The organism is Ectobacillus soli, from assembly GCF_042610425.1.
GTDB lineage: Bacteria > Bacillota > Bacilli > Bacillales > Bacillaceae_G > Ectobacillus.
Genome location: NZ_JBGJZM010000001.1, coordinates 1,466,285 through 1,492,261, shown reverse-complemented (window position 1 = coordinate 1,492,261; position 25,977 = coordinate 1,466,285). Strand labels below are relative to the sequence as shown.

The window sequence follows — 25,977 nt, the reverse complement described above, 5'->3', positions numbered from 1 at the left end:
AAAAGAAAATGACAAAAGTATATTACAAGGATTCCATTAAAAACAACGTATTAGAAGGTAAGAAAATTGCAATTATCGGTTACGGTTCTCAAGGTCATGCACATGCGCAAAATCTACGCGATAACGGATTCGATGTAGTAGTCGGAGTTCGTGCTGGAAAATCATTTAATAAAGCGAAAGAAGACGGATTTTCTGTAAAAACAGTAGCAGAAGCTGCTAAAGAAGCAGAAGTTGTTATGATCCTTCTTCCAGATGAACTTCAACCAGAAGTATATGAAGCAGAAATCGCCGCAAATTTAGAAGCTGGAAATTCTCTTGTATTTGCACACGGATTTAACATTCACTTTAAACAAATCACACCTCCAGCGGATGTAGATGTATTCCTAGTAGCTCCTAAAGGTCCAGGACATCTTGTACGTCGTACATTTGTAGAAGGCGGAGCTGTTCCAGCATTGTTTGCTGTATACCAAGATGCTACTGGAACTGCAACTGAAAAAGCATTGTCTTATGCAGATGGCATCGGTGCAACTCGCGCTGGGGTTCTTCAAACAACATTCCAAGAAGAAACAGAAACGGATCTATTCGGCGAACAAGCTGTTCTTTGCGGCGGGGTTACTGCTCTTGTTAAGGCTGGTTTTGAAACGCTTGTGGAAGCAGGATACCAACCGGAACTTGCTTACTTTGAAACGTTCCATGAACTTAAACTAATCGTAGATTTGATGTATGAAGGTGGTATTGCTAACATGCATTACTCTATCTCAGACACAGCACAATGGGGCGATTATGTTTCTGGACCACGTGTAGTAACAGCTGAATCTAAGAAAGCAATGAAGGATGTTTTGACTGACATTCAAGATGGTACGTTTGCACATGGTTGGATTAATGAACATAAATCAGGCCGTCCAAACTTTAATAAATTTGTGGAAGATGAAAAGAATCATCAACTTGAAACAGTTGGAAGTAAGCTTCGCGAAATGATGCCGTTTGTAAAACCACGTACTAAAGTGGAGGCATAATCAATGAGACAAATTCAATTCATGGATACGACGCTTCGAGACGGGGAACAATCAGCCGGCGTAAACTTGAATCCGCAAGAAAAATTGCAAATCGCACGTCAGTTAGAAAAATTAGGAATCAACGTCATGGAAGCCGGCTTTGCAGCCGCTTCCGACGGTGATTTCAAATCTGTACGTGATATTGCAAAGCTTGTAAAAAATGCATCTGTTATGAGTCTTGCTCGTGCAAAAGAAAGCGATATCAAGACTGCCTTTGATGCGTTGAAGGATGCGGCGCAACCTCGCTTGCACGTGTTTATCGCTACAAGTGATATTCATATGAAATATAAGCTTCGTATGACGAGAGAGCAGGTACTGGATTCAATTAAACAATCGGTGGTATTAGCAAAATCTTTGTTTCCAGTTGTTCAATTTTCAGCTGAGGATGCAACGAGAACGGATTACGCTTTTCTTGCAGAAGCATCCGAGTTGGCTATTCGCTGCGGAGCGAGTGTAATTAACATCCCTGATACCGTTGGATACACGAATCCGCAGGAATACTATGCTTTGTTCCAATACTTAAAACAACATGTTCCGTCTTTTGAACAAGCAATTTTCTCTTGCCACTGTCATGACGATTTAGGGATGGCAACAGCAAATTCACTAGCGGCAATTGAAAGTGGAATTGGCCAAGTAGAAGGAACAATCAACGGAATAGGGGAACGTGCAGGAAATGCAGCTTTGGAAGAAGTTGCTGTTGCCCTTCACATTCGTCAAGATCACTACCAAGCTGCAAGCTCTTTGCAGTTGAAGGAAATTAAAGCGACCAGCTCACTTGTCAGTCGATTAACAGGAATGATTATTCCGAAAAATAAGGCTGTTGTTGGAGCAAATGCATTTGCACATGAGTCTGGAATTCATCAAGATGGTGTGTTAAAGGAAGCCTCTACTTATGAAATTATTTCACCTGAGCTTGTTGGGGAAGAACAAAATAAACTTGTGTTAGGAAAGCACTCTGGACGTCATGCCTTTACAGATCGAATGATTGAGCTTGGCTATGAACTGACAGATGAAGAGCGCGACCGAGCATTCAAAGCTTTTAAACAACTTGCCGATCGTAAAAAAGAAGTGACAGAAGCAGATTTACATGCCCTTGTTTTAGGGGAAAAAGCGCTTCTTGATCAACCATACGAAGTCAAAGATTTACAAGTACATTTTAATTCGAATGGTACGCAATCAGCAACTGTCGTTCTCGTAGATGAGCAAGGTAACACAGTAGAGGACGCAGCAACAGGTGCAGGTAGTATTGAGGCTATCTATCATGCAATAGACCGAATTATAGGAAGAGAATTTAATCTAGTAGACTATCGTATACAATCAATTACGCAAGGACAGGATGCGTTAGCACATGTAAATGTCGAACTAAGCGATGGTGTGAAAACTTTATCTGGGTTCGGTGTTGCGTTTGATGTTCTGGAAGCTTCCGCAAGAGCCTATGTACATGCGGCAGGTAAGCTTATCCGATTGTCAGCAGTAAAACGGTGAGGTGATACGAATGGAGAAGAGAATCGTTTGTTTAGCAGGTGATGGCATCGGTCCAGAAGTAATGGACAGTGCAAAAAAAGTATTGCAGGTAATCGAACGGCTGTATGGACATCATTTTGAATTGCAGGATGAAGCGTTTGGGGGAGCTGCGATTGACGAATATGGGCAACCGCTTCCGGCTCGAACTCTTACAGCATGCTTAACAAGTGATGCTATATTACTTGCAGCTGTTGGTGGCCCAAAGTGGGATCATGTAACAGAACGTCCTGAAAAAGGATTACTTGCTCTTCGCAAAGGGCTTGGTGTATTTGCTAATGTGCGACCGGTAGAGGTGGAAAACTCTCTTGCCTACTTGTCTCCGCTTAAGGAAGATCGTGCGAAAGATGTACAATTCGTAGTTGTTCGCGAATTAACAGGTGGTTTGTATTTCGCTCTTCCGAAGGAACGTGATGCCGAGAAGGCAACCGATACGCTTTCTTATACAAGAAAAGAAATTGAAAGAATTATTGAGTATGCGTTTAAGCTAGCAAGAACGAGAAGTAAAAAAGTAACGAGTGTAGATAAAGCAAATGTTCTTGAAACAAGCAAGCTTTGGCGAGAAATTGCACTAGAAATCGCAGGACGCTATGAAGATGTAAAGCTTGAGCATCTGTATGTTGATGCCGCCTCTATGGAAATGATTCGCAACCCAGGCAAATTTGATGTCTTAGTAACGGAAAATATGTTTGGGGACATTTTGAGCGATGAAGCATCGGTACTAACTGGTTCGCTTGGTATGCTACCATCTGCAAGTCATTCACAAGATGGTCCATCTTTATACGAGCCTGTTCATGGTTCAGCTCCCGACATTGCAGGGAAAAATATTGCGAATCCGATAGCCATGCTTCGTTCGCTATCCATGCTTCTTGAGCAGTCATTTGGATTAACCAATGAGGCAAGTGCCATTACAAATGCTATTTCTTCTGTATTAGGTACTGGTAACTTCACAGCAGACCTAGGTGGTAAGGAAACAACGACTTCGTTCACGAATCTTATTATTCAAACAATTGAAGAACAAGTTTTAGTGGGGAGAGGGAAAGCATGAAGAAAACACTATTTGATAAATTGTGGGATCGCCATGTAGTTGCAAGCTCAGACAATGGTACAGATTTAATCTACATTGATCTTCATCTTGTACATGAAGTTACATCTCCGCAAGCGTTTGAAGGACTTCGACTTGCAGGTCGTCCGGTTCGTAGACCTGATCGTACCTTTGCAACAATGGATCATAATGTGCCAACGAAAGATGTTTGGAACATTACGGATGTAATTGCAAAAAAACAAATGGATACGCTTCGTGCAAATTGTGAAGAATTTGGTATCACACTTGCAGATATGGATGATGATCGTCAAGGAATCGTTCATGTTATTGGACCAGAGCTTGGGTTAACGCAGCCTGGAAAAACGATTGTGTGCGGCGATAGCCATACTTCTACCCATGGTGCATTTGGAGCACTTGCATTTGGTATCGGCACAAGTGAAGTCGAGCATGTCCTTGCTACGCAAACACTTTGGCAAAAGAAACCGAAATCAATGGGTGTAGAGCTTAAAGGTCGTTTGTCACAAGGTGTGTATGCAAAAGATATTATTCTACATTTACTAGCAACGTACGGTGTTTCCATGGGTACAGGTCATGTTATTGAGTTCTACGGAGATGCCATCAAGCATCTGTCAATGGAAGAAAGAATGACGATTTGTAACATGGCCATTGAAGGCGGTGCCAAAGCAGGTCTTATTGCTCCTGATGAGACGACATTTGCCTATATGGAAGGACGTCCGTATACGCCAACTAACTTTGATGAGGCCGTAGCTAATTGGAAAACGTTATATACAGAAGAAGGCGCAACGTTCGATCGTCAGGTGACAGTGGATGTCGCTTCTCTTGCACCGTATGTAACGTGGGGAACAAATCCTGGCATGGGTGTTAGCATTGATCAGGCGTTCCCTGAAATTACAGATAACAATTTGGAACGCGCATACGATTATATGGATTTGAAGCCAGGTGAAACTGCAAATAGTATACCAGTGCAACATGTGTTTATTGGATCATGCACAAATTCACGCTTATCTGACTTAGAAGAAGCAGCCGCTTTCATAAAGGGAAGAAAAGTAAAAGACGGTGTGCGAGCTCTTGTTGTACCAGGATCAAAGCAAGTACGTTTGCAAGCTATGGAAAAAGGCTTGGACAAAATTTTCACAGATGCTGGATTTGAATGGCGCGAAGCCGGTTGTTCTATGTGTCTGGGAATGAATCCAGATCAAGTACCAAGTGGTGAGCACTGTGCTTCTACATCGAATCGTAACTTTGAAGGGCGACAAGGAAAAGGAGCACGTACCCATCTTGTAAGCCCTGCAATGGCAGCAGCAGCTGCAATTTACGGAACATTTGTAGATATTCGAAAGGAGGAGTACCGTGAAGCCATTTCATACGCATAAAGGAACGGTTGTAGCTCTTATGAGTGATAATATCGATACGGATCAAATTATACCGAAGCAATATTTGAAGCGTATTGAGCGCACGGGATTCGGACAATTTCTTTTTGATGAGTGGCGCTATAATGATGATCGTAGTGATAACCCAAATTTCCCGTTAAATGTAAGAAAATCGGCTACTATACTAGTCGCGGGTGATAACTTTGGCTGTGGCTCATCTCGTGAGCATGCACCGTGGGCACTTGATGATTATGGGTTCCGAGTTATTATAGCTGGAAGCTTTGCTGATATTTTTTATATGAACTGTACGAAAAATGGTATTCTTCCTCTTGTACTCGGTGAAAAGGAACGAAATGCCCTTAGCAATCTCAAATCAGATGAAGAAATTATCGTTGATTTAGAGAAACAAACGATTCAAATGAAAACTGAAACTTATACATTTGACATCGAACCGGTTTGGAAGGAAAAATTACTTCTTGGACTTGATGACATTGCAGTAACCCTTAGATACGAAAAGGAAATCTCAAGCTTCGAACAGCGTGCATAGGTAGGGAAAAACCTTCAATTTGCAATAGAATTGAAGGTTTTTCTATGAATTTCCCATGTTGTCATAAGATGGATATAAATGGCATAGTTATTTTGGAATTTATGCAGTTTATAATTCTACATAAGGAAGTTTAGGTATATTGGCTTGAATAAATATCCGTAACAAGCGATAATGAATACATATTTCGAAATAATTTGACATAATTTTTAATCCTTTGTATCGTTTTATATGACTACTTTCGTTTTCTAAGACAAGGAGTGTTACTGATGACTAAATGGAAGAGAGCAAACCCAACCGGGACGAGGGACTTGCTATTTGAAGAATGTACCCGCCAAGAAGAAGTAGAACAGCGATTACGTCGTGTATTTCTATCGCGAGGATATGAAGAAATACGTACGCCTTCAATTGAATTTTACGATGTATTTTCTTTCCGTAATCGTCCCATTGACGAAGAAAAAATGTATAAATTCTTTGACCAAAACGGTCGTATTCTCGTCATGCGTCCAGATATGACGATTCCAATAGCTCGGGTCATTGGATCAACCATGATGAAACCGCCGTTAAAGCTTACATATAGCGGTAATATTTTCCGTGCAAATAAAAGCATGACAGGTAAATACAATGAACTCACACAGACAGGTATTGAAATAATTGGTATCGACAATTTACGCGCAGAAGTTGAATGTATTGTTAGTGCTATTCATGCTCTGCAATCTGTTGGCGTAACTCAATGTAAAATTGAAATTGGACAAGTGGAATTATATAAATCTATTGTGAAGAAACTTTCGTTAACGGAAGAAGATGAAGCAAGTTTACGAAACTACATTGAGAATAAGAGTTATACTGGATTATCCGAATTTTTAGAGAAAAAGAACTTTGATAGCAATGATGAGACGATTCGCTTACTTAAACGATTACCACGACTCTTCGGTGGTATGGAGATTATTGAAGAAGCCGAGCGGTTAGCATCCAATAATGAAATGAAACAAGCAGTTATTCGCGTTCGACAAATTTATGAAACAATCGACCGGTTAGGGTACAGCAATTATATTACTGTGGACCTAGGTATGATTCAAAATCTTCAATATTATACAGGCGTCATTTTCCGAGGATATGCCAACGATATTGGGGAAGAAATTCTAAGCGGGGGACGTTATGACGATTTAATGGGACACTTTGGTGAACCACTTCCGGCTGTTGGACTTGCGCTGAATGTAGATCAAATTGTACGCGTTTTGAAGGAAACCTCACCCCTTACTTCAACTGAGGAGCCTGCAGTTCTGATTCATTATTCATTAGAATCAATTGAAGAAGCCGAACGATTGCGAACTATGTTTGCTAAGGATGGTGTGAAAGCTGAATTGTCGATGCATGATACATTGCAAGATACATTTACTTTCGCTAGAAAACATCAAATCATGCATGTTATTGATACATCGAATGATAAACTTACATCATATGTATGGACGGATAAATGGGTGCTAGATAAAGAGGGGGAAGCTTCATGCGTAACATTCAAATTGCGCTAACAAAGGGCCGATTAGAAAAAAATATTATTCCATTGTTGGAACGTATCGGAGTAGATTGTTCAGAGCTTAAGGATAAAGGAAGAAAGCTTGTTTTTAAAAGTGGAGACGGCGCCATTTCGTTTATTCTTGTAAAAGCGATCGACGTTTTAACATATGTTGAGCACGGCGTAGCTGATATTGGCATCGTCGGTAAAGACGTTTTGCAGGAGAATGAAAGAGAAGTGTACGAAATGATTGATCTTGGAATTGGACGTTGTAAATTTTGCGTGGCATCCGTTCCATCTTATGATCCAAATAGCTATAAGAAAAAAACAATTGCAACTAAATATCCAAATGTAGCATCTGCATATTTCCGTCAAAAGGGAGAAGATGTAGAAATTATCAAGATTGAAGGATCCGTTGAAATTGCACCCCTATTAGGTCTTGCGGATGCCATCGTTGATATCGTTGAAACGGGACAAACGCTAAAAGAAAATGGACTAATCATTTTTGAAGAAATATCGGACATTTCTGCTCGCCTTATAGCAAATAAAGCATCGTTGAAAATGAAGACGAAAGAGATGTTCTCCATTATTGATCGTATTGAGGAAGCATTGAAGTAGAGGAGGTAACACCATGAAAGTATGGTATGGAGAGCAAGATGAAATTTTAAAGAATATTGAAAATCTGCGTGAATCATCAAAGATCGTAGAAAAAGAAGCAGCATTGGCTGTGGAAGCAGTCATTCAAGAAGTGAAAACAAACGGAGATGAAGCGCTCCGAGACTATACAAGAAAATTTGATAAAGTAGAGTTGAAAGAATTTCGTATTCCGCAACGAGAGATCGATGAAGCGTTCTCTGTAGTAGAACCGTCTTTCCTACAAGCACTTGAAGAAGCAAAAGTGAATATCGTTTCGTATCATGAAAAACAAAAGCGTCAAGGTTTTGTGGAGGCAGAACACGATGGCATTATTCGTGGTCAACTCATTCGTCCTTTGCAAACAGTTGGTGTTTATGTTCCGGGTGGTACAGCTGCGTATCCTTCTTCAGTTCTTATGAATATCTTACCTGCAAAAATAGCAGGAGTACCTCGCATTGTTATGGTAACGCCGCCACATGCTGGTGGGGTGAATCCTTACATCTTGGCAGCAGCGAAGGTTGCCGGCGTTGATGAAGTATATAGCATAGGGGGAGCACAGGCGATTGCAGCATTAGCTTATGGTACGGAAAGCATCCCTCGCGTTGACAAAATTGTAGGACCAGGAAATATGTATGTTGCTTTGGCTAAGCGTGCTGTATTTGGTGATGTAAATATTGATATGATTGCTGGACCTTCTGATATTCTTGTTGTTGCCGATGAAACGGGAAATGCACGCTATATTGCATCTGATCTTCTTTCCCAGGCGGAGCATGATGTGAATGCAACGGCTATTCTTGTTACTCCTAATGAAGAACTTGCACTTGCAGTTAAACAAGAAGTGGAAAAACAAGTTGAAGAACTACCAAGAAAAGAAATAGCAAAGACGTCTATTGAGCGAAACGGTGCTATTATTGTCGTTGATACAATGGAAGAAGCATTTGAGGCAGCGAATGCTATTAGCCCTGAGCATATAGAGCTCCATGTGAAGGAACCCATGCTAGCCTTAGCAAACGTACACAATGGCGGCAGTATTTTCTTAGGACCATATGCTCCAGAACCGCTTGGCGACTATTTCGCTGGACCAAACCATGTACTTCCAACAAGTGGTACCGCTCGCTTCTTCTCACCGCTCTCTGTTGACGATTTTATAAAAAAATCAAGCTTTGTATCGTATACGAGAAAAGCGCTAGAAAATGTAAAAGATCAAATTGTCATTTTAGCAGAAAAAGAGGGATTGCAGGCGCATGCGAAGGCAATCCAAATTCGATTTGATGGCAAAGGAGAGAATCAAGCATGACAAGAAGTGCAGAGCGTATTCGTACGACAACAGAAACTGACATCACCGTAAAAATTGACCTTGATAATCCAGACGAAGTAAGTATTGAAACTGGTGTTGGCTTCTTTGACCATATGCTTAATTTATTTGCTAGACATGGCCGATTTGGTTTACACATTCATGCTAAAGGCGATCTTCACATCGATTCGCATCATACTGTAGAGGATGTAGGAATTGCACTTGGGGAATGTATGAAAGAGGCGCTTGGTGATAAAAAGCAAATAAATAGATATGGTACATCTTATGTACCGATGGATGAAGCACTTGGCTTTGTTACACTCGACATAAGTAATCGCCCTTTTCTTGTCTTTGATGCGGAACTTGCAAATGAAAAGCTTGGCAACTTTGATACCGAATTGACAGAGGAATTTTTCAGAGCTGTGAGCTTTAATGCGGGTATTACTTTACACGCACGTGCCCTTTATGGGAAAAATACACATCATAAAATTGAAGCACTCTTTAAGGCGTTTGGACGTGCATTGCGCGAGGCAGTAGAGATTAACGAAAATATTAAAGGAGTTAACTCCACGAAAGGGATGCTGTAATATGATTGCAATTATCGATTACGGAATGGGAAATTTGCGCAGTGTTTCTAAGGCGCTTGAACATGTTGGTGTTTCTTACGTTATTACTGACGATGCAGATGTCATTCGTGGTAGCGAAGCAATTATATTACCTGGAGTCGGTGCATTTCCTAGAGCGATGAAGGAAATAGAAAAGCGTGGTCTAACTCCACTTTTGAAAGAGGAAGCTGCTACAGGAAAGCCGTTTCTTGGTGTATGCCTCGGCATGCAGCTCTTGTTTGAAGCAGGAGAAGAAATTGAAAATACAAAAGGTCTTGGCCTTTTACCTGGTACTGTACGAAAGCTTCCAGCTGGACGGAAAATTCCTCATATGGGTTGGAATTCTTTGGAACAAAAAAAGAAGTCCCCTCTTTTAAAAGATGTAAAGGAAAATTCATACGTTTATTATGTTCACTCCTTTTATGCAGATTGCCCGGATGAAGTAGTTGATGCAGGAAGCAACTATGGTGTATTTGTTCCAGGTGTTGTATCGCGCGGTAACATTTTTGGTGCCCAATTTCATCCGGAAAAAAGCAGTGAAACGGGACTGAAAATGCTAGAAAACTTTAAGGAGTTGGTTGAAACATGGTCATTTTCCCAGCAATCGATTTAAAGAACGGCCGCTGTGTTCGTTTGTATCAAGGACAATTCCAGCAAGAAACGGTAGTAAATGAAAATCCTCTTGAGCAAGCACTCGTGTTTGAAAAGCTAGGAGCGAAATATTTGCATCTCGTTGATCTCGACGGTGCACTTGAAGGAAAACCAACGAACTTTCCCGTTATCGAAAGTATTGCGAAGGCATTACGTATTCCTGTACAAGTAGGCGGCGGTATTCGTTCAATGGAAACAATACAAACGTTATTATCAATTGGAGTAGCGCGTGTCATTATAGGAACAGCCGCTTTGTTAAATCCTGCATTTTTAGAAGAGGCAATAGAAAAGTATGGAGATCGCATTGTAGTTGGCATCGATGCAAAAAATGAATACGTTGCAACGCGTGGTTGGCTTGATGTTTCGGATGTACACTATCTTACACTTGCGAAGCAAATGGAGAAAAAAGGGGTACAAACGATTGTCTTTACTGATATTTCTAGGGACGGTACGCTTACTGGACCAAACTTCGAGCAATTGCAAGCTCTGCAAGAAGCGGTATCTATTCAAATTGTCGCATCCGGTGGCGTGAGCTCACTAGACGATATAAAAAGATTGCAAGACATGAATTTGTACGGTGTTATTACAGGTAAGGCTTTATATGAAGGGAAATTTGCCCTTGAGGAAGCATTGCAGGTGGTGGAATCATGTTAACGAAACGAATTATTCCTTGCTTAGATGTGAAAAACGGTCGAGTAGTAAAAGGGGTTAATTTTGTTGAGCTTACTGATGTAGGAGATCCCGTTGCTATCGCTGCTGCTTATAATAAACAAGGTGCGGATGAACTTGTGTATTTAGATATTACTGCTACGCATGAAGGACGTAAAACGATGATTGATGTAGTAGAACGTACAGCAAACGAGGTATTTATTCCGCTAACAGTAGGTGGTGGAATTAGTACAGTTGAACAGATGTATCATCTCTTACGTGCAGGTGCTGACAAAATTTCCATTAATTCTTCAGCTGTACGCAATCCACAGCTGATTGCAGATGGGGCAGAGCGTTTCGGTGCGCAGTGTATCGTTGTTGCCATTGATGCTAAGAAGGTTGGAGAAGGAAAATGGAATGTGTACGTAAATGGTGGGCGCATTGACACGGGCTTAGATGCAGTAGAATGGGCGAAACGTGCAGAAGAGCTAGGGGCAGGCGAAATTTTGCTAACGAGCATGGATGCAGATGGTACGAAGATGGGGTATGATTTAGCATTGACTGAGGCGATTTCACAAGCTGTAACCATCCCGGTTATTGCTTCTGGTGGCTGTGGCAATAATGAGCATATCGTTGAGTTGTTTAAGCAAACAACGGCAGATGCAGCGCTTGCCGCTTCTATTTATCATTACGGGGAAACTACAATTGCAGAAACAAAGAAAAAATTGGATGAAGCGGGAGTTGAGGTAAGAAAATGAAACCAGATTTTTCTAAAGGGTTGCTTCCGGCTGTTATCGTGGATGACAAAAGCAATGATATACTAATGCTTGGTTATATGAACGAAGAATCTTATGCGAAAACATTGGAAACGAAAACTACATGGTTTTTTTCTCGTTCTCGTAATAAGCTATGGAATAAAGGGGAAACGTCTGGTCATTTTCAACATGTAAAGGAAATGTACCTAGACTGCGACCAAGATACGATTTTAGTACGAGTGGATCAAATTGGTCCTGCCTGTCATACAGGCAGCAGGAGCTGTTTTTTTACAAAAGTATTGTAGGGGGAACTAAAAATGACAAATGTATTACAAGAATTATATGATGAAATTCTCGATCGTAAGCAAAACCCAGTAGCAGAATCGTATACAAACTACTTATTTACAAAGGGCTTAGATAAAATTCTGAAAAAAGTAGGAGAAGAAGCTACGGAAGTTGTTATTGCTGCAAAAAATAACAGTCGTGAGGAACTTGTCAGTGAAATGATGGATTTAACATACCACTGTCTCGTTTTACTTGCAGAGCAAAACATTACATTAGATGAGCTGAAAGAAGAAGCGAATCGTCGCCGCGGAAAGCTATCTCATGTACATGATCGTAAAGATATCGAAACGCTATAAGGGGGAGAATAGGATGCGAGTCGATTATCATCTTCATTTAGAAGAAGGACCATACTCACTTCGTTGGTTAGACCGGACAAATCGTGCAATCCAGCATTTTACACCAGTTTCTGCACCAATTCATTCGATGAAATGGTTGTTACAGTCGAATGAATTATTAGAAAAACGATTGGAGCTAGGTGCGTTTTCTGCATACTGGATTGATTTGTATTTAGAAGAAGCTCTTCGTAAAGGGTTAACGGAAGTCGGGATTGTAGATCATTTATATCGTTTTACAGAAGCGAGAGAGTATTATTATCGTTATGTTGACATTTCTGATAGTGAACTAGGTGTACTGCAGAAAGAATGGCTAGACCAAGTCATGATTATGAACGTGAATCAGTTTACAAATGCAATTGAAGAAGCGAAGGAAAGATGGGCGAAAAAAGGGATTACATTACGTCTAGGACTGGAAGCAGATTATTTTGTCGGTGGGGAAGAAGAATTAGCCGAACTATTAAAGCTTGGGAACTGGGACTATGTAATCGGGTCCGTCCATTTTACAGATGATGGATGGGGTTTTGATAATCCAGATACACAAGAACTTTTTATTGGACAAGATCTTGATGTTTTATATAAAAATCATTTTGCAACCGTAGAACGTGCGATACGTTCTAAGCTATTTAATTTCGTAGCACATCTTGATAATATGAAAGTATTTAACTATCGTCCAGATGAAAATAGTTTGCTTCCATACTATGAAAATATAGCAAATGCTCTACTAGAAAGCGATGTGGCAACTGAAATCAATGCAGGATTGTACTACCGTTATCCTGTGCATGAAATGTGCCCAAGCCCGCTCTTTTTAAGTGTGTTAGCGAAACACCATGTGCCATTAACCGTTTCTTCTGATTCCCATTATCCCGATGATATTGGAAGTTATGTGGCACAAAATTTTGAAACAATACGTAAGCATGGCATTACAGAAATCGCGACATTTGAAAACCGAAAGCGTATTATGAAGCCACTTGACTAAGCAAGGATTGGCATTCTTCCATTTGTGAAAATCCTTCTTTTGTTTATACAACAAATAAGCGGCCTTCGTGCAAGGCTGGAAAGAATGTATTTTCATGAATGGGAAGAGCTAGTGATTTCTAATAGATTGCGTGAAAAGGATCGTCATACAGTTATACTGTCTGAGGGTCCTTTTCGCATACCCTATTTTTAATGGAGAGGATAAAAACGATGGCGAAAATAGTTGTAGCAGGAAAAATACCGAGCGCTGGATTAGAAATGTTAAAAGGACATGAAGTAAAAATGTATGAAGGGGAAGACCTAATTCAAGAGGGGCATCTGCAGGATCTTCTTTATGATGCAGACGCACTGCTTAGTTTACTATCTACAAAGGTAACGAAAGAGACAATTGAATCCGCACCCCATTTAAAAGTCATTGCTAATTATGGTGCAGGTTTTGACAATATTGATTATGTTTATGCAGCAAGTAAAGGGATTCCTGTTACCAATACACCAGACGTATCAACGGAAGCGACAGCAGAACTTACTTTTGCCATTTTACTAGCAGCTGCCCGCCGTATCCCTGAAGGAGATCAGTTATGTCGTACAGTAGGGTTTAAGGGATGGGCACCGCTTTTCTTTTTAGGGCGTGAAGTATATGGGAAAACAATCGGTATTATTGGATTTGGTGCCATTGGCCAAGCGGTTGCCAAACGTGCAAAGACCTTTGGAATGAACGTATTATATACGGGGCCTCATCGCAAGCAGGAGGAAGAGAAAGAAGTAGGTGCTACGTATGTCTCGCTAGAGGATGTACTCAAAAATTCGGACTTTGTCGTAATTAATAGTTCGTATCACCCAGATCTTCATCACTTGATAGATGATGAACAGCTTTCAATGATGAAGCCTACCTCCTATTTAATTAATGCATCTCGTGGTCCTATTCTAAATGAATTCGCTCTTGCCAGGGCATTAAAGAACAAAAGCATTGAAGGAGCGGCACTTGATGTGTACGAATATGAGCCGAGCATTACAGAAGAACTGAAAGAGCTTACAAATGTTGTACTTACGCCGCATATCGGGAATGCGACATTTGAAACGCGTGATAATATGGCAGAAATGGCTGTACGCAACATTTTACAGGTATTAGATGGCCGTGCACCGCTAACACCAGTACGATAGGACAAAAAGAGACACCCTCCGCCGAGGATGTCTCTTTTAGTCTTCTTCCCTTTTTTCATCATGGTCTTTAATGTGATCAAAATGTCGCTGACGTAAAAACTGTGAAAGCATGTAAACAATATAGAGTGGAATCGCTATGAATAAAAATTCCGGTATATTACCAATATTGCGTTTATACATCGTAAGAATGACACCTAACAAAAAGAGCGTAACAATGATGCTATACTTTGGGATAGGTACTTCCTTTAAGCTAGGAATTTTAATTCGGCTTACCATGAGAAAGGCGAATGCAATGTATAGGATAACGAGAACAATATGGGGAATGACATGAGAGAACAATGTAAGAAATGCCATAATTCCACCGGCTGCTGTTATCGGAACTCCTGTGAAATAATGCAAGGAGCTCGATGTAGGCGTAATATTAAATCGAGCAAGTCGATAGGCACCAAATAGTGGAAATAAACCTGCAATGTATAACCCCATTAGACCGAATTTAGAAAAATACGTATAATACATTAAAATGGCGGGTGCAGCTCCGAATGTAATAATGTCTGCTAATGAGTCTAATTCTTTACCTATCGGGGAGTCAACTCGGAGTAAACGAGCAAGTCTACCGTCTAAACTGTCTAACATCATACCAATTAAAACCAATATGGCTGCAGATCGATAATGTCCCATGGAGGCATAGCCAATGGACAGAAATCCGCTGTATAAATTTCCGAGAGTAAATAGATTCGGAATAGCTGTTCTGTACAAAATAAGATCCCTTACTTTCCTTTTAGATTCTTTTTTATCCATTTATCCTAACTGTAGTATATGTGAGTCATTACCTCTCAAAGAGAAGAATAAATGGTAACCATATGAAAGGCTGTCCTTTATATCATACCACAAAACAGCGGATACAAAGCAAACATTTCCATATATATGTACCATTGAAATGTTCAGAATTTATATGATAAATTAAATTTATCGAATGGACAAGGATATATCCCCTGTAAATATGGGGAAAATGAATTGACAGATTTGTTTTTGTTCTGGTATTGTTAAAAGCAATATAAAACGTTTGTAAATTAAATAGATCAGCCTCATCTTATCTCATGAATAGAGGTTGCAACCTTTAATAGTAGACTATGTGAGACTTTCTGGGGTCATCGATCATAGTACGAAAGGAAATGGTTGCCGAAGTGGACTAGTAGCCGTAATGCTATTCTATTGGGCTTGCATTGAAGAAGTGCATGACTGTCACAAGCAATGCTTGTGGAGAACTATTGGAGATGTTGATGCGGTTTCTTATTAAAATGATGATTCATTTTTAAAGAAACGCGTATGAACATTGGTTCAACGCGTTTTTTTACGACTAAACTAGGGGGAGTAGCAATGTATTTGCATGGATCAAGCCGCATAAATGAGCAAGGGCATTTAGAAATTGGAGGTTGTGACACGACCCAACTTGTAAAAAAGTATGGAACACCTCTTTATGTATATGACGAATCATTAATTCGGGAAAAAAGCCAGGCGTTTATTCGTGCCTTTGAAGAAAGCGGATTTTCTTATCAGGTAGCGTATGCAAGTAAGGCGTTTTTATGTTTAGAAATGTGTAATGTAGTGAAGGAAGAACATCTATCCCTAGATGTAGTTTCAGGAGGAGAATTATATACAGCGCTGCAAGCAGGATTTCCAGCACAGCGTATTCATTTTCATGGGAATAACAAAACAGAAGAAGAAATTCGTATGGCAATTGAAGCAAATATTGGTTGCTTTGTAGTGGATAATTTCTTCGAACTTGAAATTTTACATGACATTGCTAAGGAATCAGGAAAAATTGTTAATATCTTATTGCGCGTAACTCCAGGTGTGGAAGCTCATACCCATGAATATATTACAACCGGTCAGGATGATTCAAAGTTTGGTTTTGGTATTTCAAGTGGGCAGGCACTTCAAGCTATGAAAATTGCTGTACGAAAGCCTTTTTACCGTGTGCAAGGTGTTCATTCCCATATTGGTTCACAAATTTTTGAAACAGACGGATTTGTTCGTGCCATTGAAATTTTAAGTACCTTTCTAGAGTTAGTACGTGTGGAAACAGGAGAGACGATGCCCATCTTAAATTTAGGTGGTGGTTTTGGTATTCGGTATACGAAGGAAGATACTCCTCTTCCCGTTTCCACGTATGTAAAAGAGATGACAGATACTGTTCGTGAGCAGTTTACAAGTCGAAACTATCCTATACCAGAAATTTGGATTGAACCAGGCCGTAGTATCGTCGGAGATGCTGGAACGACCTTATATACAATTGGATCGATAAAAGATATACCAGGAATTCGCAAGTATGTTGCTGTGGATGGTGGCATGACTGATAACATCCGTCCTGCTCTGTATCAAGCATCCTATGAGGCAATGCTTGCCAATCGTGCAAAGGAACAACCAGAAGAAAAAGTATCCATTGCAGGAAAATGCTGTGAGAGTGGAGACATGCTCATTTGGGATATTGACTTGCCAAAAGTAGCATCTATGGATGTATTAGCTGTATCATGCACAGGAGCATACGGATACTCCATGGCAAGCAATTATAATCGTATTCCTAGACCTGCAGTTGTATTTGTTAAAGATGGAAAATCAAAAATTGTGGTCGAACGAGAAAGTTATGCTGACCTTGTGAAGAATGATCGTATGAACATGAATAATTTTGTCTCACAACCAATCGTGTAACACCAATTCATAAACGGTGTGTAGGCAGTAAAAAATGCGAGTAGAAAAACGTCCAATCAAGTCGTTTCTTCTATCTCGCTTTTTTATGTAGCATTTTTTTGCATAAGGTCTCATATAATGAAGAGCACGATTCCTGACGAGGAGAGTTTATATGAGAAATACGGCATTGTTTGTTATGGATGTGCAGCCTCCTTATTTAAATGCTGTTACACCAATTGAATACACAGATATGCCTGCTATGCTACGCACAATTAATGAAGCAATTGATAAAGCGAATCATCATAATATAGTAGTTGTTTATGTGGTAACCCAGAATAGTGGGGGCGATTGGTGGAAGAAATGGCGATATTATATGGATGCAACGGAAGGTAGAATAATGCTCGATCCTCGTTTGAAAATTATAAATGATATGGTATTTACAAAAAGACGAAGTAGTGCCTTTTCTAATGATAGGCTCGCTGTTTTTATAAGGGAATGTAAGATTCATCACATAATTGTGGTAGGCCTTTTGGCGGAAACGACTATTAGTAGTACTGCACTTCAGGCTAAGAAAAAGGGGTTTCATGTAACTATTGTGGAAGATGCCATTGCTGGAACAGATGCGGATAAGAAACAAAGTGTGTGTACCTATTTGGCTGGGGAAGGAATTATTGTTCGTAAGCTATGTCATGTATTTAGTATGGAATCAAGCCTTTCTTATGAAAAAAATGATACCACATTAAACAAATTGAAAAAATATGATTGAAAATATTTGGAATTGTGTTACTATTATAAAAAATACTTATCCAGAGTGGTGGAGGGAACTGGCCCGATGAAACCCGGCAACCTGCTATAGGCAAGGTGCTACTTCCAGCAAAATGGAATCCATTTTGAAAGATAAGGTAAAATTGTTACCTCAACAGTCTTTTCGAAATGGAAAAGATTTTTTGTTTTTTAGAAGGGAAAATAGAGGGGGTTGACTGTTGTGGTAGCAGAAGAACAGTTGAGGCTATTGACTGAAACCATTAAGACAATGTTAGGTGACATGAAATATGGATCTATTACACTCGTTGTCCAAGATGGGAAAGTAATTCAACTAGAGAGAAACGAGAAAGTACGGTTAAAATAACATACATTCGCTGACTAGAAAAACTAGAGGCGGTCTTACCTTTTATTAGGATAAGACTGCCTTTTTTATTTGGCTTTTATTCTGTATGTAAGTTACGTATTTTCAACAGTAAAGGAGAATAGACAATGATAACGTATGAAACATGGGATGATTCAGGGGTTTCTTTTTCAGACAATGATGAAACAAAGGGAGCTCTTTCTGTAGTGCACTGGGCGTATGAGCAATATGGAGAAGATATCGTGTACGCCTGTAGTTTCGGAATCGAAGGAATTGTACTCATTGATTTCATTCAGCAAGTAAAGCCAGATGCAAAGATTGTTTTCTTGGATACGAATCTTCATTTTAAAGAAACGTATGAAACGATTGCGAAAATAAAAGAGCGTTTCCCGTTACTAAAAATTGAAATGAAGACCCCGAAGCTAAGTGTAGAAGAACAGGAAGAAAAATACGGCGCTGCATTATGGGAGCGTGATCCAAACGCGTGCTGTGGAATGAGGAAAATAGAACCACTTCGCGAGGCCCTGTCACAAGGTAAGGCTTGGATTTCTGGATTACGAAGAGAGCAATCCGCAACGCGGCAGCATGTTCAATTTATTAATCAAGATCATAAGTTCCATTCTATTAAAATATGTCCTCTTATTCATTGGACAAATAAGGAAATATGGCGATATGTGTACAATCATAATTTACCGTACAACCCATTGCATGATCATGGATATCCAAGCATTGGCTGTGAAAAGTGTACTCGTCCTGTCCAGGATGGAGGAGATTCAAGAGATGGGCGCTGGGCTGGAAAATCAAAAACGGAATGTGGTCTTCATCAATAGAGGAGATGAGTAGGTATGATCACAATCGCGTTTTGTATCGCATTTATGTTTGCTTTAAATATAGGAGCGAGCGGGGCAGCAGCATCTATGGGAGTGGCTTATGCATCCGGTGCCATTAAAAGCAAGTATGTTGCACTATTGGTGTGTGCAATTGCTATTATTGGAGGATCTATTTTAGGTGGACAAATGGTTGTAAGGACAATCAGCTCCGGTATTATTCCGGAGAACTTGTTCACTGTAGAAGTTGTTGTAGTAACGCTTCTAGCTGCCACCGTTACGTTATTTCTTGCAAATGTTCTCGGCATCCCACTGTCAACGAGTGAAATTACAGTGGGCTCGGTAGTAGGCGTAGGTATTGCATACAAGGTTTTATACGTAGGAAAGGTACTATTTATAGTATCACTTTGGTTTGTGACTCCCGTAGTAGCATTTACGATTACATATATGGCTGGCAAGTTTATTCATCGCTTTCATACCAAGTATCCGTATTTGGAATCAGGAAAATGGAAGCCATTGTTTACGGTACTTGTGATTGTAGCAGGATTTTTTGAAGCGTACTCAGCGGGAATGAAAAACGTAGCGAATGCGATTGCACCTATAGTCGGTGCACATTTGCTGCCTATGTCTTCCGCTTCGCTACTAGGTGGTCTTGTTGTTGCAGCAGGAGCATTCTTATTAGGAACGAGAGTACTAGAGACGAATGGAAAGAAAATTACATCTGTTTCTTTAACGGAAGGAATAACGATTTCTTCAACAAGCTCATGCATAGTCATGATTGCGGCGTTTTTTGGTATTCCATTGCCTATTGCCCAAATTACGTCATCCGCTATTATCGGCATGGGAGTATCGCAAGGTGTAGATGTGTTTCGTAAGAAGATCGTTTCACAAATGCTGAAGATGTGGATTGTAGCTCCATTTTTATCCATGCTACTCGCGTACTCTATCATAAAGCTGCTAGTCCAAAAGGATTTATACACAACTTTTATTGTAATTGTAGGTGTGCTCGCAACATTGGGAGTTGCAAGCTTATGGAAACATACGAAGCAAAAAAATAAAATTGGAGGAATAATCAGATGAGTCAAATCGCACCGCACGGAGGATTATTAATCAATCGTATTTATGAAAACTACAATGTATCACATATACAAAAGGAAATTTCACTAGATGGCATAGCGCTTAGTGATTTAGAATTAATCGCCACAGGCGCGTATAGCCCGCTCACTGGCTTTTTAACAGAAAGTGATTATAACTCTGTCGTCGAGACGATGCGCTTAGCAGATGGAACGGTATGGAGTATTCCTATTACGCTTCCCGTAACAGCAGAAAATGCAGATAAGTTGCAAGTTGGTGAAGAAGTAAAGCTAGTGAAGGACAGGGTTACGTACGGAGTCATAACTGTAGAAGATATTTACACTCCCGATAAGCAAAAAGAAGCAGAGTTTGTTTTTCAAACAGCGGATGAAGACCATCCGGGTGTAAAAAAAATGAAGCATCGCCCTTCAGTCTATGTAGGAGGATCTATCATTCTTGTAAAACGGGTACCAAAGGATTCATTTGCAACCTATCGTTTAGATCCAATTGAAACACGTCAAAAGTTTCAAGAACTTGGCTGGAAAACGGTAGTGGGCTTTCAAACACGTAATCCAGTACATCGTGCACATGAATACATTCAAAAGGCAGCACTCGAAATCGTAGATGGATTGTTTTTAAATCCGTTAGTAGGCGAAACAAAATCTGATGATATCCCTGCAGATGTTCGGATGGAAAGCTATGAAGTGCTTTTGAAAAACTATTATCCAAAGTCCCATGTATTTCTAGCTGTTTTTCCAGCAGCGATGCGATACGCGGGTCCTCGTGAAGCGATTTTTCATGCGATTGTACGCAAAAACTTCGGCTGTACGCACTTTATCGTCGGACGCGACCATGCAGGGGTAGGAAACTATTACGGCACATATGATGCGCAATTGATTTTTTCCAATTTCACAGAAGAGGAACTCGACATTACTCCTCTCTTTTTTGAGCACAGCTTTTACTGCAGAAAATGTGAAGGAATGACATCATCGAAAACGTGTCCGCACGGATCGGAAGATCATATCATTTTATCAGGAACAAAGGTACGTGCCATGCTCCGAAATGGTGAATTACCACCAAGTACATTTAGTCGAAAAGAAGTCGTAGAAGTTCTGATTCGCGGAATGCAGCGTGAAGAAGTTATAAAGTAGAGGAGGAAGAACATGAATAATTTAACTTGGCATCAAGCGTCCGTAACAAAGGAAGAGCGTCGTACACAAAATAATCATGGAAGCTTCGTTCTTTGGTTTACAGGATTGTCAGCTTCCGGTAAATCAACGATTGCAAATGCTCTGGCAAGACGTTTATTTGAAAGTAATGTTCATAACTATGTGTTGGACGGGGATAACATTCGTCACGGGCTTAACAAAGATTTAAGTTTCTCTGAAGACGATCGAAAGGAAAATATTCGCCGCATTGGGGAAGTATCTAAATTGTTTGTTGATAGTGGAACAATTGTGATAACTGCTTTTATTTCACCATTTCGTGAAGATAGAAATCTTGTGCGGACGCTTCTATCCGACGATGAATTTATAGAGGTATTTGTGCATTGTCCCCTGCAAGAGTGTGAAAAGCGTGATCCAAAAGGATTGTATGAGAAAGCAAGAAATGGAGAAGTGAAGCATTTTACAGGAATTGATTCGCCGTATGAAGAACCGTTGCAGCCAGAAATTACGATTCATACGCATGAGTTTAGTGTTGAAGAATGTGTGGATCAATTAATTCACTACTTACAAAAGAGAAAATTGCTACTCATTGGAAAATAGTAGGATATAGATATACTTGCATCTATAATTAGGAGGAAAAAAAGAATGTCGTATGAAAAGGTATGGGCGAATCGTCCGAATTTACATGCATCAGAGATAAAAAAATTGGAAAAGGACGGCTTAGCAATATTTAATGATGTTCCCTTTTACGCAGAAAACGGTTTTGGTTCGATCCCTAGAGAGGAATGGGATTCATTTAAATTTGCAGGATTGTACTTACAGCGTCCAAAAGAAGCGGGATACTTTATGATGCGCGTGAATATTCCATCTGGTATTTTAACAAACGGGCAGGTTGAAACTATTGCAGGGATTGCACGTGATTATGGACGGAATGTCATTGACATTACGGTTCGTCAGGCCGTTCAATTTCACTGGCTCCGAATAGAAGAGATTCCTGATATTTTTAATCGTCTAGAGCATGTTGGGTTATCGAGTGCTGGGGCATGCGGAGATATTACGAGAAATATTGTAGGGAATCCGTTAGCAGGAATCGATAAAGATGAATTATTTGATACAACGGAAATTGTAAAAGATATATACAATTTTTTTCAACGTAATGAAGAATTTTCGAATTTACCGCGTAAGTACAAGCTGTCGATTAGTTCCAATCTTTACAATGCTTCAAATGCGGAACTGAACTGTGCATCATTTATTCCTGCAACGAAGGAAATAAACGGAGAGTACGTGGTTGGTTTTAATGTGAAAGTGGGCGGAGGTTTATCGGCACGTCCGTATTTAGCAGAGCAGTTAGATATATTCGTTCGTCCTGAGCAAGTGAAGAATGTGACCATTGCAATTACAACGATCTTTCGTGATAACGGATATCGTGAGAAGCGTCACCATGCACGTCTCAAGTTTTTAGTAGCAGATTGGGGAGTAGACAAATTTAGAGATAAGCTATTTGAGCTTACAGGACCCCTGCCTACGAAAGGAGAAGATGCGTCAAAAGGTTGGAAGGCCGGCTATTTTTACGGAATTCATGAGCAAAAACAGGAGGGAGTATTTTACGCAGGATTTCACGTGCCAGTGGGACGCTTGCATGCAAATGAACTATTTGAAATCGCAAGAATTGCAAGAGAGTACGGAAATGGCGATATTCGTACGTGTAATTCCCAAAACTTTATTATACCAAACGTACCAAGGGAGAAGGTAGAAGAGTTATCGCAGCAGTCTCTATTCGAGAGTATTACGACAAACCCACAATCTTTTATCGGATACGCTGTTTCTTGCACAGGAATGGAATACTGCAATTTGGCATTAGTTGAGACAAAGGCACGCCTTCGAGGTGTTGCGACATATTTAGATGAGCATTTAACAATTGATGTACCAGTTCGTATTCATATGGTAGGCTGCCCTAACTCGTGCGGGCAACGACAAATTGCTGATATCGGTTTGCAAGGCGTGAAATTAAAAAGTGATAAAGGAATGGTCGAAGCGTTTGAACTGTACGTTGGAGGAACGCTTTTAAACGGTGGAAAATTCAATGAAAAGCTAAAGGGAAAAGTTAACGCAGATGCATTGCAGGATGTACTGCTCTCATTTCTTACGTTCTTTAAAGATGAAAAGTTACTAAGTGAAACCTTTTATGAATTCGTCGGTCGTGTTGGGATTGAGGAGTTACAAAACCACTTTACTCAAATTTTGGCAGAAGTGTTGGTGTAACGAATTGGAACTATATCGTTTTGAAGTAACAACAGAAGCAGAAGTTATCCCAGTTGTCATTGTCGCTGATAGTGAAGAGAAAGCATTCCGCGCGGTAGAAATTGAACTAGAAAAGTATTTTTTGCGGTTACCAAGTATTCGTGACATTACACTATACGAAAAGAAACGAATTCAAAGTAGCACAGGATTTGTTCTATACGAAACAGAAAGTTTGTAAAGGAGAGGTCTGCCTTATGGGGAAGGTGTATCTTGTTGGAGCGGGACCGGGTGATCCGGATTTGATTACGGTTAAAGGATTGGCATGTATTCAGGAGGCGGATGTTATTTTGTATGACAGGCTCGTGAATCCGCTTATGTTACAGCATGCAAAGCCTAAGTGTGATTTGATTTATTGTGGAAAATTGCCAAATAACCATACGATGCAGCAGGAAACGATAAATGCTTGTCTCGTCAAGCATGCAAAGAATGGAAAATTGGTAACGCGCCTAAAGGGCGGAGATCCATTTGTCTTTGGAAGAGGTGCGGAAGAAGCCGAGGTACTTGCAAAAAACGGAATTGCCTTTGAAATCGTTCCAGGTATTACTTCGGGAATTGCAGCGCCCGCCTATGCTGGTATTCCTGTTACCCATCGCGATATGGGTTCAAGCTTTGCAATTGTGACGGGACATCGCCGAAGTGGGAAGGAAGAGGAGACAAAATGGGAAAACTTGGCAAAAGGAATTGACACACTTGCCGTTTATATGGGAGTAAGTAATCTTCCCTATATATGTAATCAATTGATTGCACATGGTAAGGATGAGAACACACCGGTAGCCCTCGTTGAATGGGGGACAACAAACGATCAACGGACGATTACAGGGACGCTCGGAACGATTGTCACCATATTGCAAAAACAAGCGGTGCAAAATCCGAGTATGATCATTATTGGTGAAGTTGTGCGTCTTCGTGAGAAAATACAGTGGTTTATGCAAGCTTCACCGAACTATGTAAGCGAGGCATTATAATGCAAGCGGTTCTCTATATATGCCATGGCAGTCGTGTGAAGGAAGCAGCTAAAGAGGCAAAGTTATTTATCGAACAATGCATGAAGGTGGTGGACGTGCCTCTTCAAGAAATTTGCTTTCTTGAGTTGGAGGAGCCGTCCATAGCAGAAGGCTTTGCAAGGTGTATTGAAAAGGGAGCGACGAAAATCGCCGTCGTCCCTGTCCTGCTGCTAGCTGGAGGACATGCAAAACAGGATATTCCAAATGAACTATATGCGCTGCAACACAAATACAAAGAGGTCGCAGTTTCTTACGGAAGACCTCTCGGCGTGCATGAGCATATCCCGTCTATTTTACTGGAACGAATCGGTAAGGAACGGATTGAGCCATGTGCTAGAGTCCTGATTGTTGGAAGAGGTAGCAGTGATCCTGACGTCTTGCGAGACATGCAACGCATTACATCCTTAATGGAGAATGCCTATCCATTCCAGAAGGTGGATTTTTGCTTTTTAGCCGCAGCTAAGCCTAGTTTTCAAGAAGGCTTGCAGCAAGCACTTTCATCTCATCTTAATCAACTATTCGTCGTTCCATATTTGTTGTTTACAGGTAGACTTATGCAGAAAATGGAATGTACAATTAAGCAGTTACATAGAAAAAATGTTGTGCTATGCCCTTGCCTAGGTTATCATCCTAAGTTAGTAGAGTTGCTAAAGCAACGTACGGAAGAAACGATTAGAGGTGAGGTTCTTGTATCCCATTACAATATGTATGAAGGATAAGAAGGTTAGCGTCATTGGGGGCGGAAAGGTAGCTTATTTTAAAATAAAGTCGCTCTTAAAAGAGGGAGCTACTATTACCGTTATTAGTCCAAAGCTTGACAATAACATTACACTGCTTGTAGAGAAAAACGAAGTGCAGTGGCTGCAAAAGGAATACGAGCGGTGTGATGTTGCGTCATCCTTTTTACTTATTGCGGCGACAAATGATAAACTTGTAAACGAAAGGGTAGCCGAAGAAGCTGATCAGAATCAGCTCGTGAATGTTGTAACGGATCCTGAACGCGGAAATTGTCATTTTCCTGCAGCTGTCCATAGGGGGAAATTAATATTGGCAGTTTCATCAGGCGGGGCAAGTCCAAAACTAACCAAGAAAGTACGAGATCATCTAGCAACCATATATGATGAATCTTATGAAAATTATGTGGATTTCTTATATGATTGTCGTTTGAAAATCAAACAATACGATGATAAAGAGAAAAGACGTCAACTGCTAGAGGAAGTATTAGAAGATATGTACCGAATCGATGCAACTAAACGGAAACAATTTTATGAGAAACTAACGGAATATGTAGAAAAAAAGGGTGACTGATATGTC

At 40.3% G+C, this 25,977-nt stretch carries 29 protein-coding genes and 2 riboswitches; of the genes, 28 read left to right on the top strand and 1 reads right to left on the bottom strand.

The window, feature by feature from the left end; translation table 11 throughout:
* The first annotated feature begins 8 nt into the window (after positions 1 to 8).
* The 16 genes from ilvC (at position 9) to ACAN53_RS07715 (ending at position 14,477) form a co-directional block, all read left to right on the top strand.
* Positions 9 to 1,016: a ketol-acid reductoisomerase gene (gene ilvC / locus ACAN53_RS07790; protein WP_379968713.1), complete on the top strand. Its 1,008-nt coding sequence runs from the start codon at positions 9 to 11 to the stop codon at positions 1,014 to 1,016.
* 3 nt (positions 1,017 to 1,019) lie between these two features.
* The gene (locus ACAN53_RS07785) at positions 1,020 to 2,540 is read left to right on the top strand and encodes a 2-isopropylmalate synthase (RefSeq protein WP_379968710.1); all 1,521 of its coding nucleotides are present in this window, start codon (positions 1,020 to 1,022) and stop codon (positions 2,538 to 2,540) included.
* Positions 2,541 to 2,550: 10 nt separating this feature from the next.
* A complete protein-coding gene (gene leuB / locus ACAN53_RS07780) occupies positions 2,551 to 3,624 on the top strand; it encodes a 3-isopropylmalate dehydrogenase (RefSeq protein ID WP_379968708.1) in 1,074 nt (357 codons plus the stop codon).
* Positions 3,621 to 5,015, top strand: coding sequence for a 3-isopropylmalate dehydratase large subunit (gene leuC / locus ACAN53_RS07775; protein ID WP_379968705.1), 1,395 nt, complete (start codon positions 3,621 to 3,623; stop codon positions 5,013 to 5,015). The genes leuB and leuC overlap by 4 nt, the downstream gene beginning before the upstream one ends.
* On the top strand, positions 4,993 to 5,559 hold the full coding sequence (gene leuD / locus ACAN53_RS07770) for a 3-isopropylmalate dehydratase small subunit (RefSeq protein ID WP_379968703.1): 567 nt from the start codon (positions 4,993 to 4,995) through the stop codon (positions 5,557 to 5,559). The genes leuC and leuD overlap by 23 nt, the downstream gene beginning before the upstream one ends.
* A 266-nt stretch (positions 5,560 to 5,825) precedes the next feature.
* Positions 5,826 to 7,088, top strand: coding sequence for an ATP phosphoribosyltransferase regulatory subunit (locus ACAN53_RS07765; RefSeq protein WP_379968700.1), 1,263 nt, complete (start codon positions 5,826 to 5,828; stop codon positions 7,086 to 7,088).
* Positions 7,064 to 7,690: an ATP phosphoribosyltransferase gene (gene hisG / locus ACAN53_RS07760; RefSeq protein ID WP_379968698.1), complete on the top strand. Its 627-nt coding sequence runs from the start codon at positions 7,064 to 7,066 to the stop codon at positions 7,688 to 7,690. Before ACAN53_RS07765 ends, hisG begins: the two co-directional genes overlap by 25 nt.
* A 13-nt stretch (positions 7,691 to 7,703) precedes the next feature.
* Entirely contained in the window at positions 7,704 to 9,005 is a 1,302-nt protein-coding gene (gene hisD, locus ACAN53_RS07755) for a histidinol dehydrogenase (RefSeq protein WP_379968696.1), read from the top strand.
* Entirely contained in the window at positions 9,002 to 9,589 is a 588-nt protein-coding gene (gene hisB, locus ACAN53_RS07750) for an imidazoleglycerol-phosphate dehydratase HisB (protein ID WP_379968694.1), read from the top strand. Before hisD ends, hisB begins: the two co-directional genes overlap by 4 nt.
* Position 9,590: 1 nt before the next feature.
* Positions 9,591 to 10,220 (top strand): imidazole glycerol phosphate synthase subunit HisH, encoded by a 630-nt coding sequence (hisH, locus tag ACAN53_RS07745; protein WP_379968692.1) that lies wholly within the window; start codon positions 9,591 to 9,593, stop codon positions 10,218 to 10,220.
* Positions 10,193 to 10,912, top strand: a complete 720-nt coding sequence (gene hisA / locus ACAN53_RS07740) for a 1-(5-phosphoribosyl)-5-[(5-phosphoribosylamino)methylideneamino]imidazole-4-carboxamide isomerase (protein ID WP_379968690.1) — start codon at positions 10,193 to 10,195, stop codon at positions 10,910 to 10,912. Before hisH ends, hisA begins: the two co-directional genes overlap by 28 nt.
* On the top strand, positions 10,906 to 11,664 hold the full coding sequence (gene hisF / locus ACAN53_RS07735; RefSeq protein ID WP_379968688.1) for an imidazole glycerol phosphate synthase subunit HisF: 759 nt from the start codon (positions 10,906 to 10,908) through the stop codon (positions 11,662 to 11,664). Before hisA ends, hisF begins: the two co-directional genes overlap by 7 nt.
* The gene (hisI, locus tag ACAN53_RS07730) at positions 11,661 to 11,966 is read left to right on the top strand and encodes a phosphoribosyl-AMP cyclohydrolase (protein ID WP_379968686.1); all 306 of its coding nucleotides are present in this window, start codon (positions 11,661 to 11,663) and stop codon (positions 11,964 to 11,966) included. The genes hisF and hisI overlap by 4 nt, the downstream gene beginning before the upstream one ends.
* Positions 11,967 to 11,978: 12 nt before the next feature.
* On the top strand, positions 11,979 to 12,302 hold the full coding sequence (gene hisE, locus ACAN53_RS07725; protein WP_379968684.1) for a phosphoribosyl-ATP diphosphatase: 324 nt from the start codon (positions 11,979 to 11,981) through the stop codon (positions 12,300 to 12,302).
* A 13-nt stretch (positions 12,303 to 12,315) separates the two neighbouring features.
* On the top strand, positions 12,316 to 13,317 hold the full coding sequence (locus ACAN53_RS07720) for a histidinol phosphate phosphatase domain-containing protein (RefSeq protein WP_379968682.1): 1,002 nt from the start codon (positions 12,316 to 12,318) through the stop codon (positions 13,315 to 13,317).
* A gap of 209 nt (positions 13,318 to 13,526) precedes the next feature.
* The gene (locus ACAN53_RS07715; RefSeq protein WP_379968680.1) at positions 13,527 to 14,477 is read left to right on the top strand and encodes an NAD(P)-dependent oxidoreductase; all 951 of its coding nucleotides are present in this window, start codon (positions 13,527 to 13,529) and stop codon (positions 14,475 to 14,477) included.
* Positions 14,478 to 14,513: 36 nt separating this feature from the next.
* Here ACAN53_RS07715 and pssA read toward each other — a convergent pair whose 3' ends face one another.
* On the bottom strand, positions 14,514 to 15,233 hold the full coding sequence (gene pssA / locus ACAN53_RS07710) for a CDP-diacylglycerol--serine O-phosphatidyltransferase (RefSeq protein ID WP_379968678.1): 720 nt from the start codon (positions 15,231 to 15,233) through the stop codon (positions 14,514 to 14,516).
* Positions 15,234 to 15,571: 338 nt separating this feature from the next.
* Positions 15,572 to 15,753, top strand: a riboswitch (Lysine riboswitch).
* A gap of 101 nt (positions 15,754 to 15,854) precedes the next feature.
* On the opposite strand from pssA, the gene lysA reads away from it, so the two are divergent.
* From lysA to ACAN53_RS07650, 12 genes are all read left to right on the top strand, one after another.
* Positions 15,855 to 17,186: a diaminopimelate decarboxylase gene (lysA, locus tag ACAN53_RS07705; RefSeq protein ID WP_379968676.1), complete on the top strand. Its 1,332-nt coding sequence runs from the start codon at positions 15,855 to 15,857 to the stop codon at positions 17,184 to 17,186.
* 151 nt (positions 17,187 to 17,337) lie between these two features.
* Complete coding sequence (locus tag ACAN53_RS07700) at positions 17,338 to 17,931, top strand: cysteine hydrolase family protein (protein WP_379968674.1); 594 nt, start codon at positions 17,338 to 17,340, stop codon at positions 17,929 to 17,931.
* Positions 17,932 to 17,964: 33 nt separating this feature from the next.
* Positions 17,965 to 18,069: riboswitch (SAM riboswitch) on the top strand.
* 99 nt (positions 18,070 to 18,168) lie between these two features.
* Complete coding sequence (locus ACAN53_RS07695; protein WP_379970280.1) at positions 18,169 to 18,294, top strand: YezD family protein; 126 nt, start codon at positions 18,169 to 18,171, stop codon at positions 18,292 to 18,294.
* A gap of 125 nt (positions 18,295 to 18,419) precedes the next feature.
* Complete coding sequence (locus ACAN53_RS07690; RefSeq protein WP_379968672.1) at positions 18,420 to 19,121, top strand: phosphoadenylyl-sulfate reductase; 702 nt, start codon at positions 18,420 to 18,422, stop codon at positions 19,119 to 19,121.
* Between the two features lie 15 nt (positions 19,122 to 19,136).
* On the top strand, positions 19,137 to 20,198 hold the full coding sequence (locus ACAN53_RS07685; RefSeq protein ID WP_379968670.1) for an inorganic phosphate transporter: 1,062 nt from the start codon (positions 19,137 to 19,139) through the stop codon (positions 20,196 to 20,198).
* Entirely contained in the window at positions 20,195 to 21,343 is a 1,149-nt protein-coding gene (gene sat, locus ACAN53_RS07680) for a sulfate adenylyltransferase (RefSeq protein WP_379968668.1), read from the top strand. The genes ACAN53_RS07685 and sat overlap by 4 nt, the downstream gene beginning before the upstream one ends.
* Positions 21,344 to 21,355: 12 nt before the next feature.
* Positions 21,356 to 21,958 carry an adenylyl-sulfate kinase gene (cysC, locus tag ACAN53_RS07675; protein ID WP_379968666.1) on the top strand — a complete coding sequence of 201 codons (603 nt, stop codon included), beginning with the start codon at positions 21,356 to 21,358 and terminating at the stop codon, positions 21,956 to 21,958.
* Positions 21,959 to 22,003: 45 nt separating this feature from the next.
* Positions 22,004 to 23,620, top strand: a complete 1,617-nt coding sequence (locus tag ACAN53_RS07670) for a nitrite/sulfite reductase (RefSeq protein WP_379968664.1) — start codon at positions 22,004 to 22,006, stop codon at positions 23,618 to 23,620.
* A gap of 4 nt (positions 23,621 to 23,624) precedes the next feature.
* Positions 23,625 to 23,837 (top strand): DUF3906 family protein, encoded by a 213-nt coding sequence (locus ACAN53_RS07665; RefSeq protein ID WP_379968662.1) that lies wholly within the window; start codon positions 23,625 to 23,627, stop codon positions 23,835 to 23,837.
* A 16-nt stretch (positions 23,838 to 23,853) separates the two neighbouring features.
* Positions 23,854 to 24,624 (top strand): uroporphyrinogen-III C-methyltransferase, encoded by a 771-nt coding sequence (gene cobA / locus ACAN53_RS07660; RefSeq protein WP_379968660.1) that lies wholly within the window; start codon positions 23,854 to 23,856, stop codon positions 24,622 to 24,624.
* The gene (locus ACAN53_RS07655; RefSeq protein ID WP_379968658.1) at positions 24,624 to 25,382 is read left to right on the top strand and encodes a sirohydrochlorin chelatase; all 759 of its coding nucleotides are present in this window, start codon (positions 24,624 to 24,626) and stop codon (positions 25,380 to 25,382) included. The genes cobA and ACAN53_RS07655 overlap by 1 nt, the downstream gene beginning before the upstream one ends.
* Positions 25,351 to 25,971 (top strand): NAD(P)-binding protein, encoded by a 621-nt coding sequence (locus tag ACAN53_RS07650; RefSeq protein ID WP_379968656.1) that lies wholly within the window; start codon positions 25,351 to 25,353, stop codon positions 25,969 to 25,971. The genes ACAN53_RS07655 and ACAN53_RS07650 overlap by 32 nt, the downstream gene beginning before the upstream one ends.
* Positions 25,972 to 25,977 lie beyond the last annotated feature (6 nt).

Bases quoted from the DNA above. Each gene is read 5' to 3' on its own strand.
- ilvC (WP_379968713.1), top strand. From the start codon at position 9: ATGACAAAAGTATATTACAAGGATTCCATTAAAAACAACGTATTAGAA.
- ACAN53_RS07785 (WP_379968710.1), top strand. From the start codon at position 1,020: ATGAGACAAATTCAATTCATGGATACGACGCTTCGAGACGGGGAACAA.
- leuB (WP_379968708.1), top strand. From the start codon at position 2,551: ATGGAGAAGAGAATCGTTTGTTTAGCAGGTGATGGCATCGGTCCAGAA.
- leuC (WP_379968705.1), top strand. From the start codon at position 3,621: ATGAAGAAAACACTATTTGATAAATTGTGGGATCGCCATGTAGTTGCA.
- ACAN53_RS07765 (WP_379968700.1), top strand. From the start codon at position 5,826: ATGACTAAATGGAAGAGAGCAAACCCAACCGGGACGAGGGACTTGCTA.
- hisG (WP_379968698.1), top strand. From the start codon at position 7,064: ATGCGTAACATTCAAATTGCGCTAACAAAGGGCCGATTAGAAAAAAAT.
- hisD (WP_379968696.1), top strand. From the start codon at position 7,704: ATGAAAGTATGGTATGGAGAGCAAGATGAAATTTTAAAGAATATTGAA.
- hisB (WP_379968694.1), top strand. From the start codon at position 9,002: ATGACAAGAAGTGCAGAGCGTATTCGTACGACAACAGAAACTGACATC.
- hisH (WP_379968692.1), top strand. From the start codon at position 9,591: ATGATTGCAATTATCGATTACGGAATGGGAAATTTGCGCAGTGTTTCT.
- hisA (WP_379968690.1), top strand. From the start codon at position 10,193: ATGGTCATTTTCCCAGCAATCGATTTAAAGAACGGCCGCTGTGTTCGT.
- hisF (WP_379968688.1), top strand. From the start codon at position 10,906: ATGTTAACGAAACGAATTATTCCTTGCTTAGATGTGAAAAACGGTCGA.
- hisI (WP_379968686.1), top strand. From the start codon at position 11,661: ATGAAACCAGATTTTTCTAAAGGGTTGCTTCCGGCTGTTATCGTGGAT.
- hisE (WP_379968684.1), top strand. From the start codon at position 11,979: ATGACAAATGTATTACAAGAATTATATGATGAAATTCTCGATCGTAAG.
- ACAN53_RS07720 (WP_379968682.1), top strand. From the start codon at position 12,316: ATGCGAGTCGATTATCATCTTCATTTAGAAGAAGGACCATACTCACTT.
- ACAN53_RS07715 (WP_379968680.1), top strand. From the start codon at position 13,527: ATGGCGAAAATAGTTGTAGCAGGAAAAATACCGAGCGCTGGATTAGAA.
- lysA (WP_379968676.1), top strand. From the start codon at position 15,855: ATGTATTTGCATGGATCAAGCCGCATAAATGAGCAAGGGCATTTAGAA.
- ACAN53_RS07700 (WP_379968674.1), top strand. From the start codon at position 17,338: ATGAGAAATACGGCATTGTTTGTTATGGATGTGCAGCCTCCTTATTTA.
- ACAN53_RS07690 (WP_379968672.1), top strand. From the start codon at position 18,420: ATGATAACGTATGAAACATGGGATGATTCAGGGGTTTCTTTTTCAGAC.
- ACAN53_RS07685 (WP_379968670.1), top strand. From the start codon at position 19,137: ATGATCACAATCGCGTTTTGTATCGCATTTATGTTTGCTTTAAATATA.
- sat (WP_379968668.1), top strand. From the start codon at position 20,195: ATGAGTCAAATCGCACCGCACGGAGGATTATTAATCAATCGTATTTAT.
- cysC (WP_379968666.1), top strand. From the start codon at position 21,356: ATGAATAATTTAACTTGGCATCAAGCGTCCGTAACAAAGGAAGAGCGT.
- ACAN53_RS07670 (WP_379968664.1), top strand. From the start codon at position 22,004: ATGTCGTATGAAAAGGTATGGGCGAATCGTCCGAATTTACATGCATCA.
- cobA (WP_379968660.1), top strand. From the start codon at position 23,854: ATGGGGAAGGTGTATCTTGTTGGAGCGGGACCGGGTGATCCGGATTTG.
- ACAN53_RS07655 (WP_379968658.1), top strand. From the start codon at position 24,624: ATGCAAGCGGTTCTCTATATATGCCATGGCAGTCGTGTGAAGGAAGCA.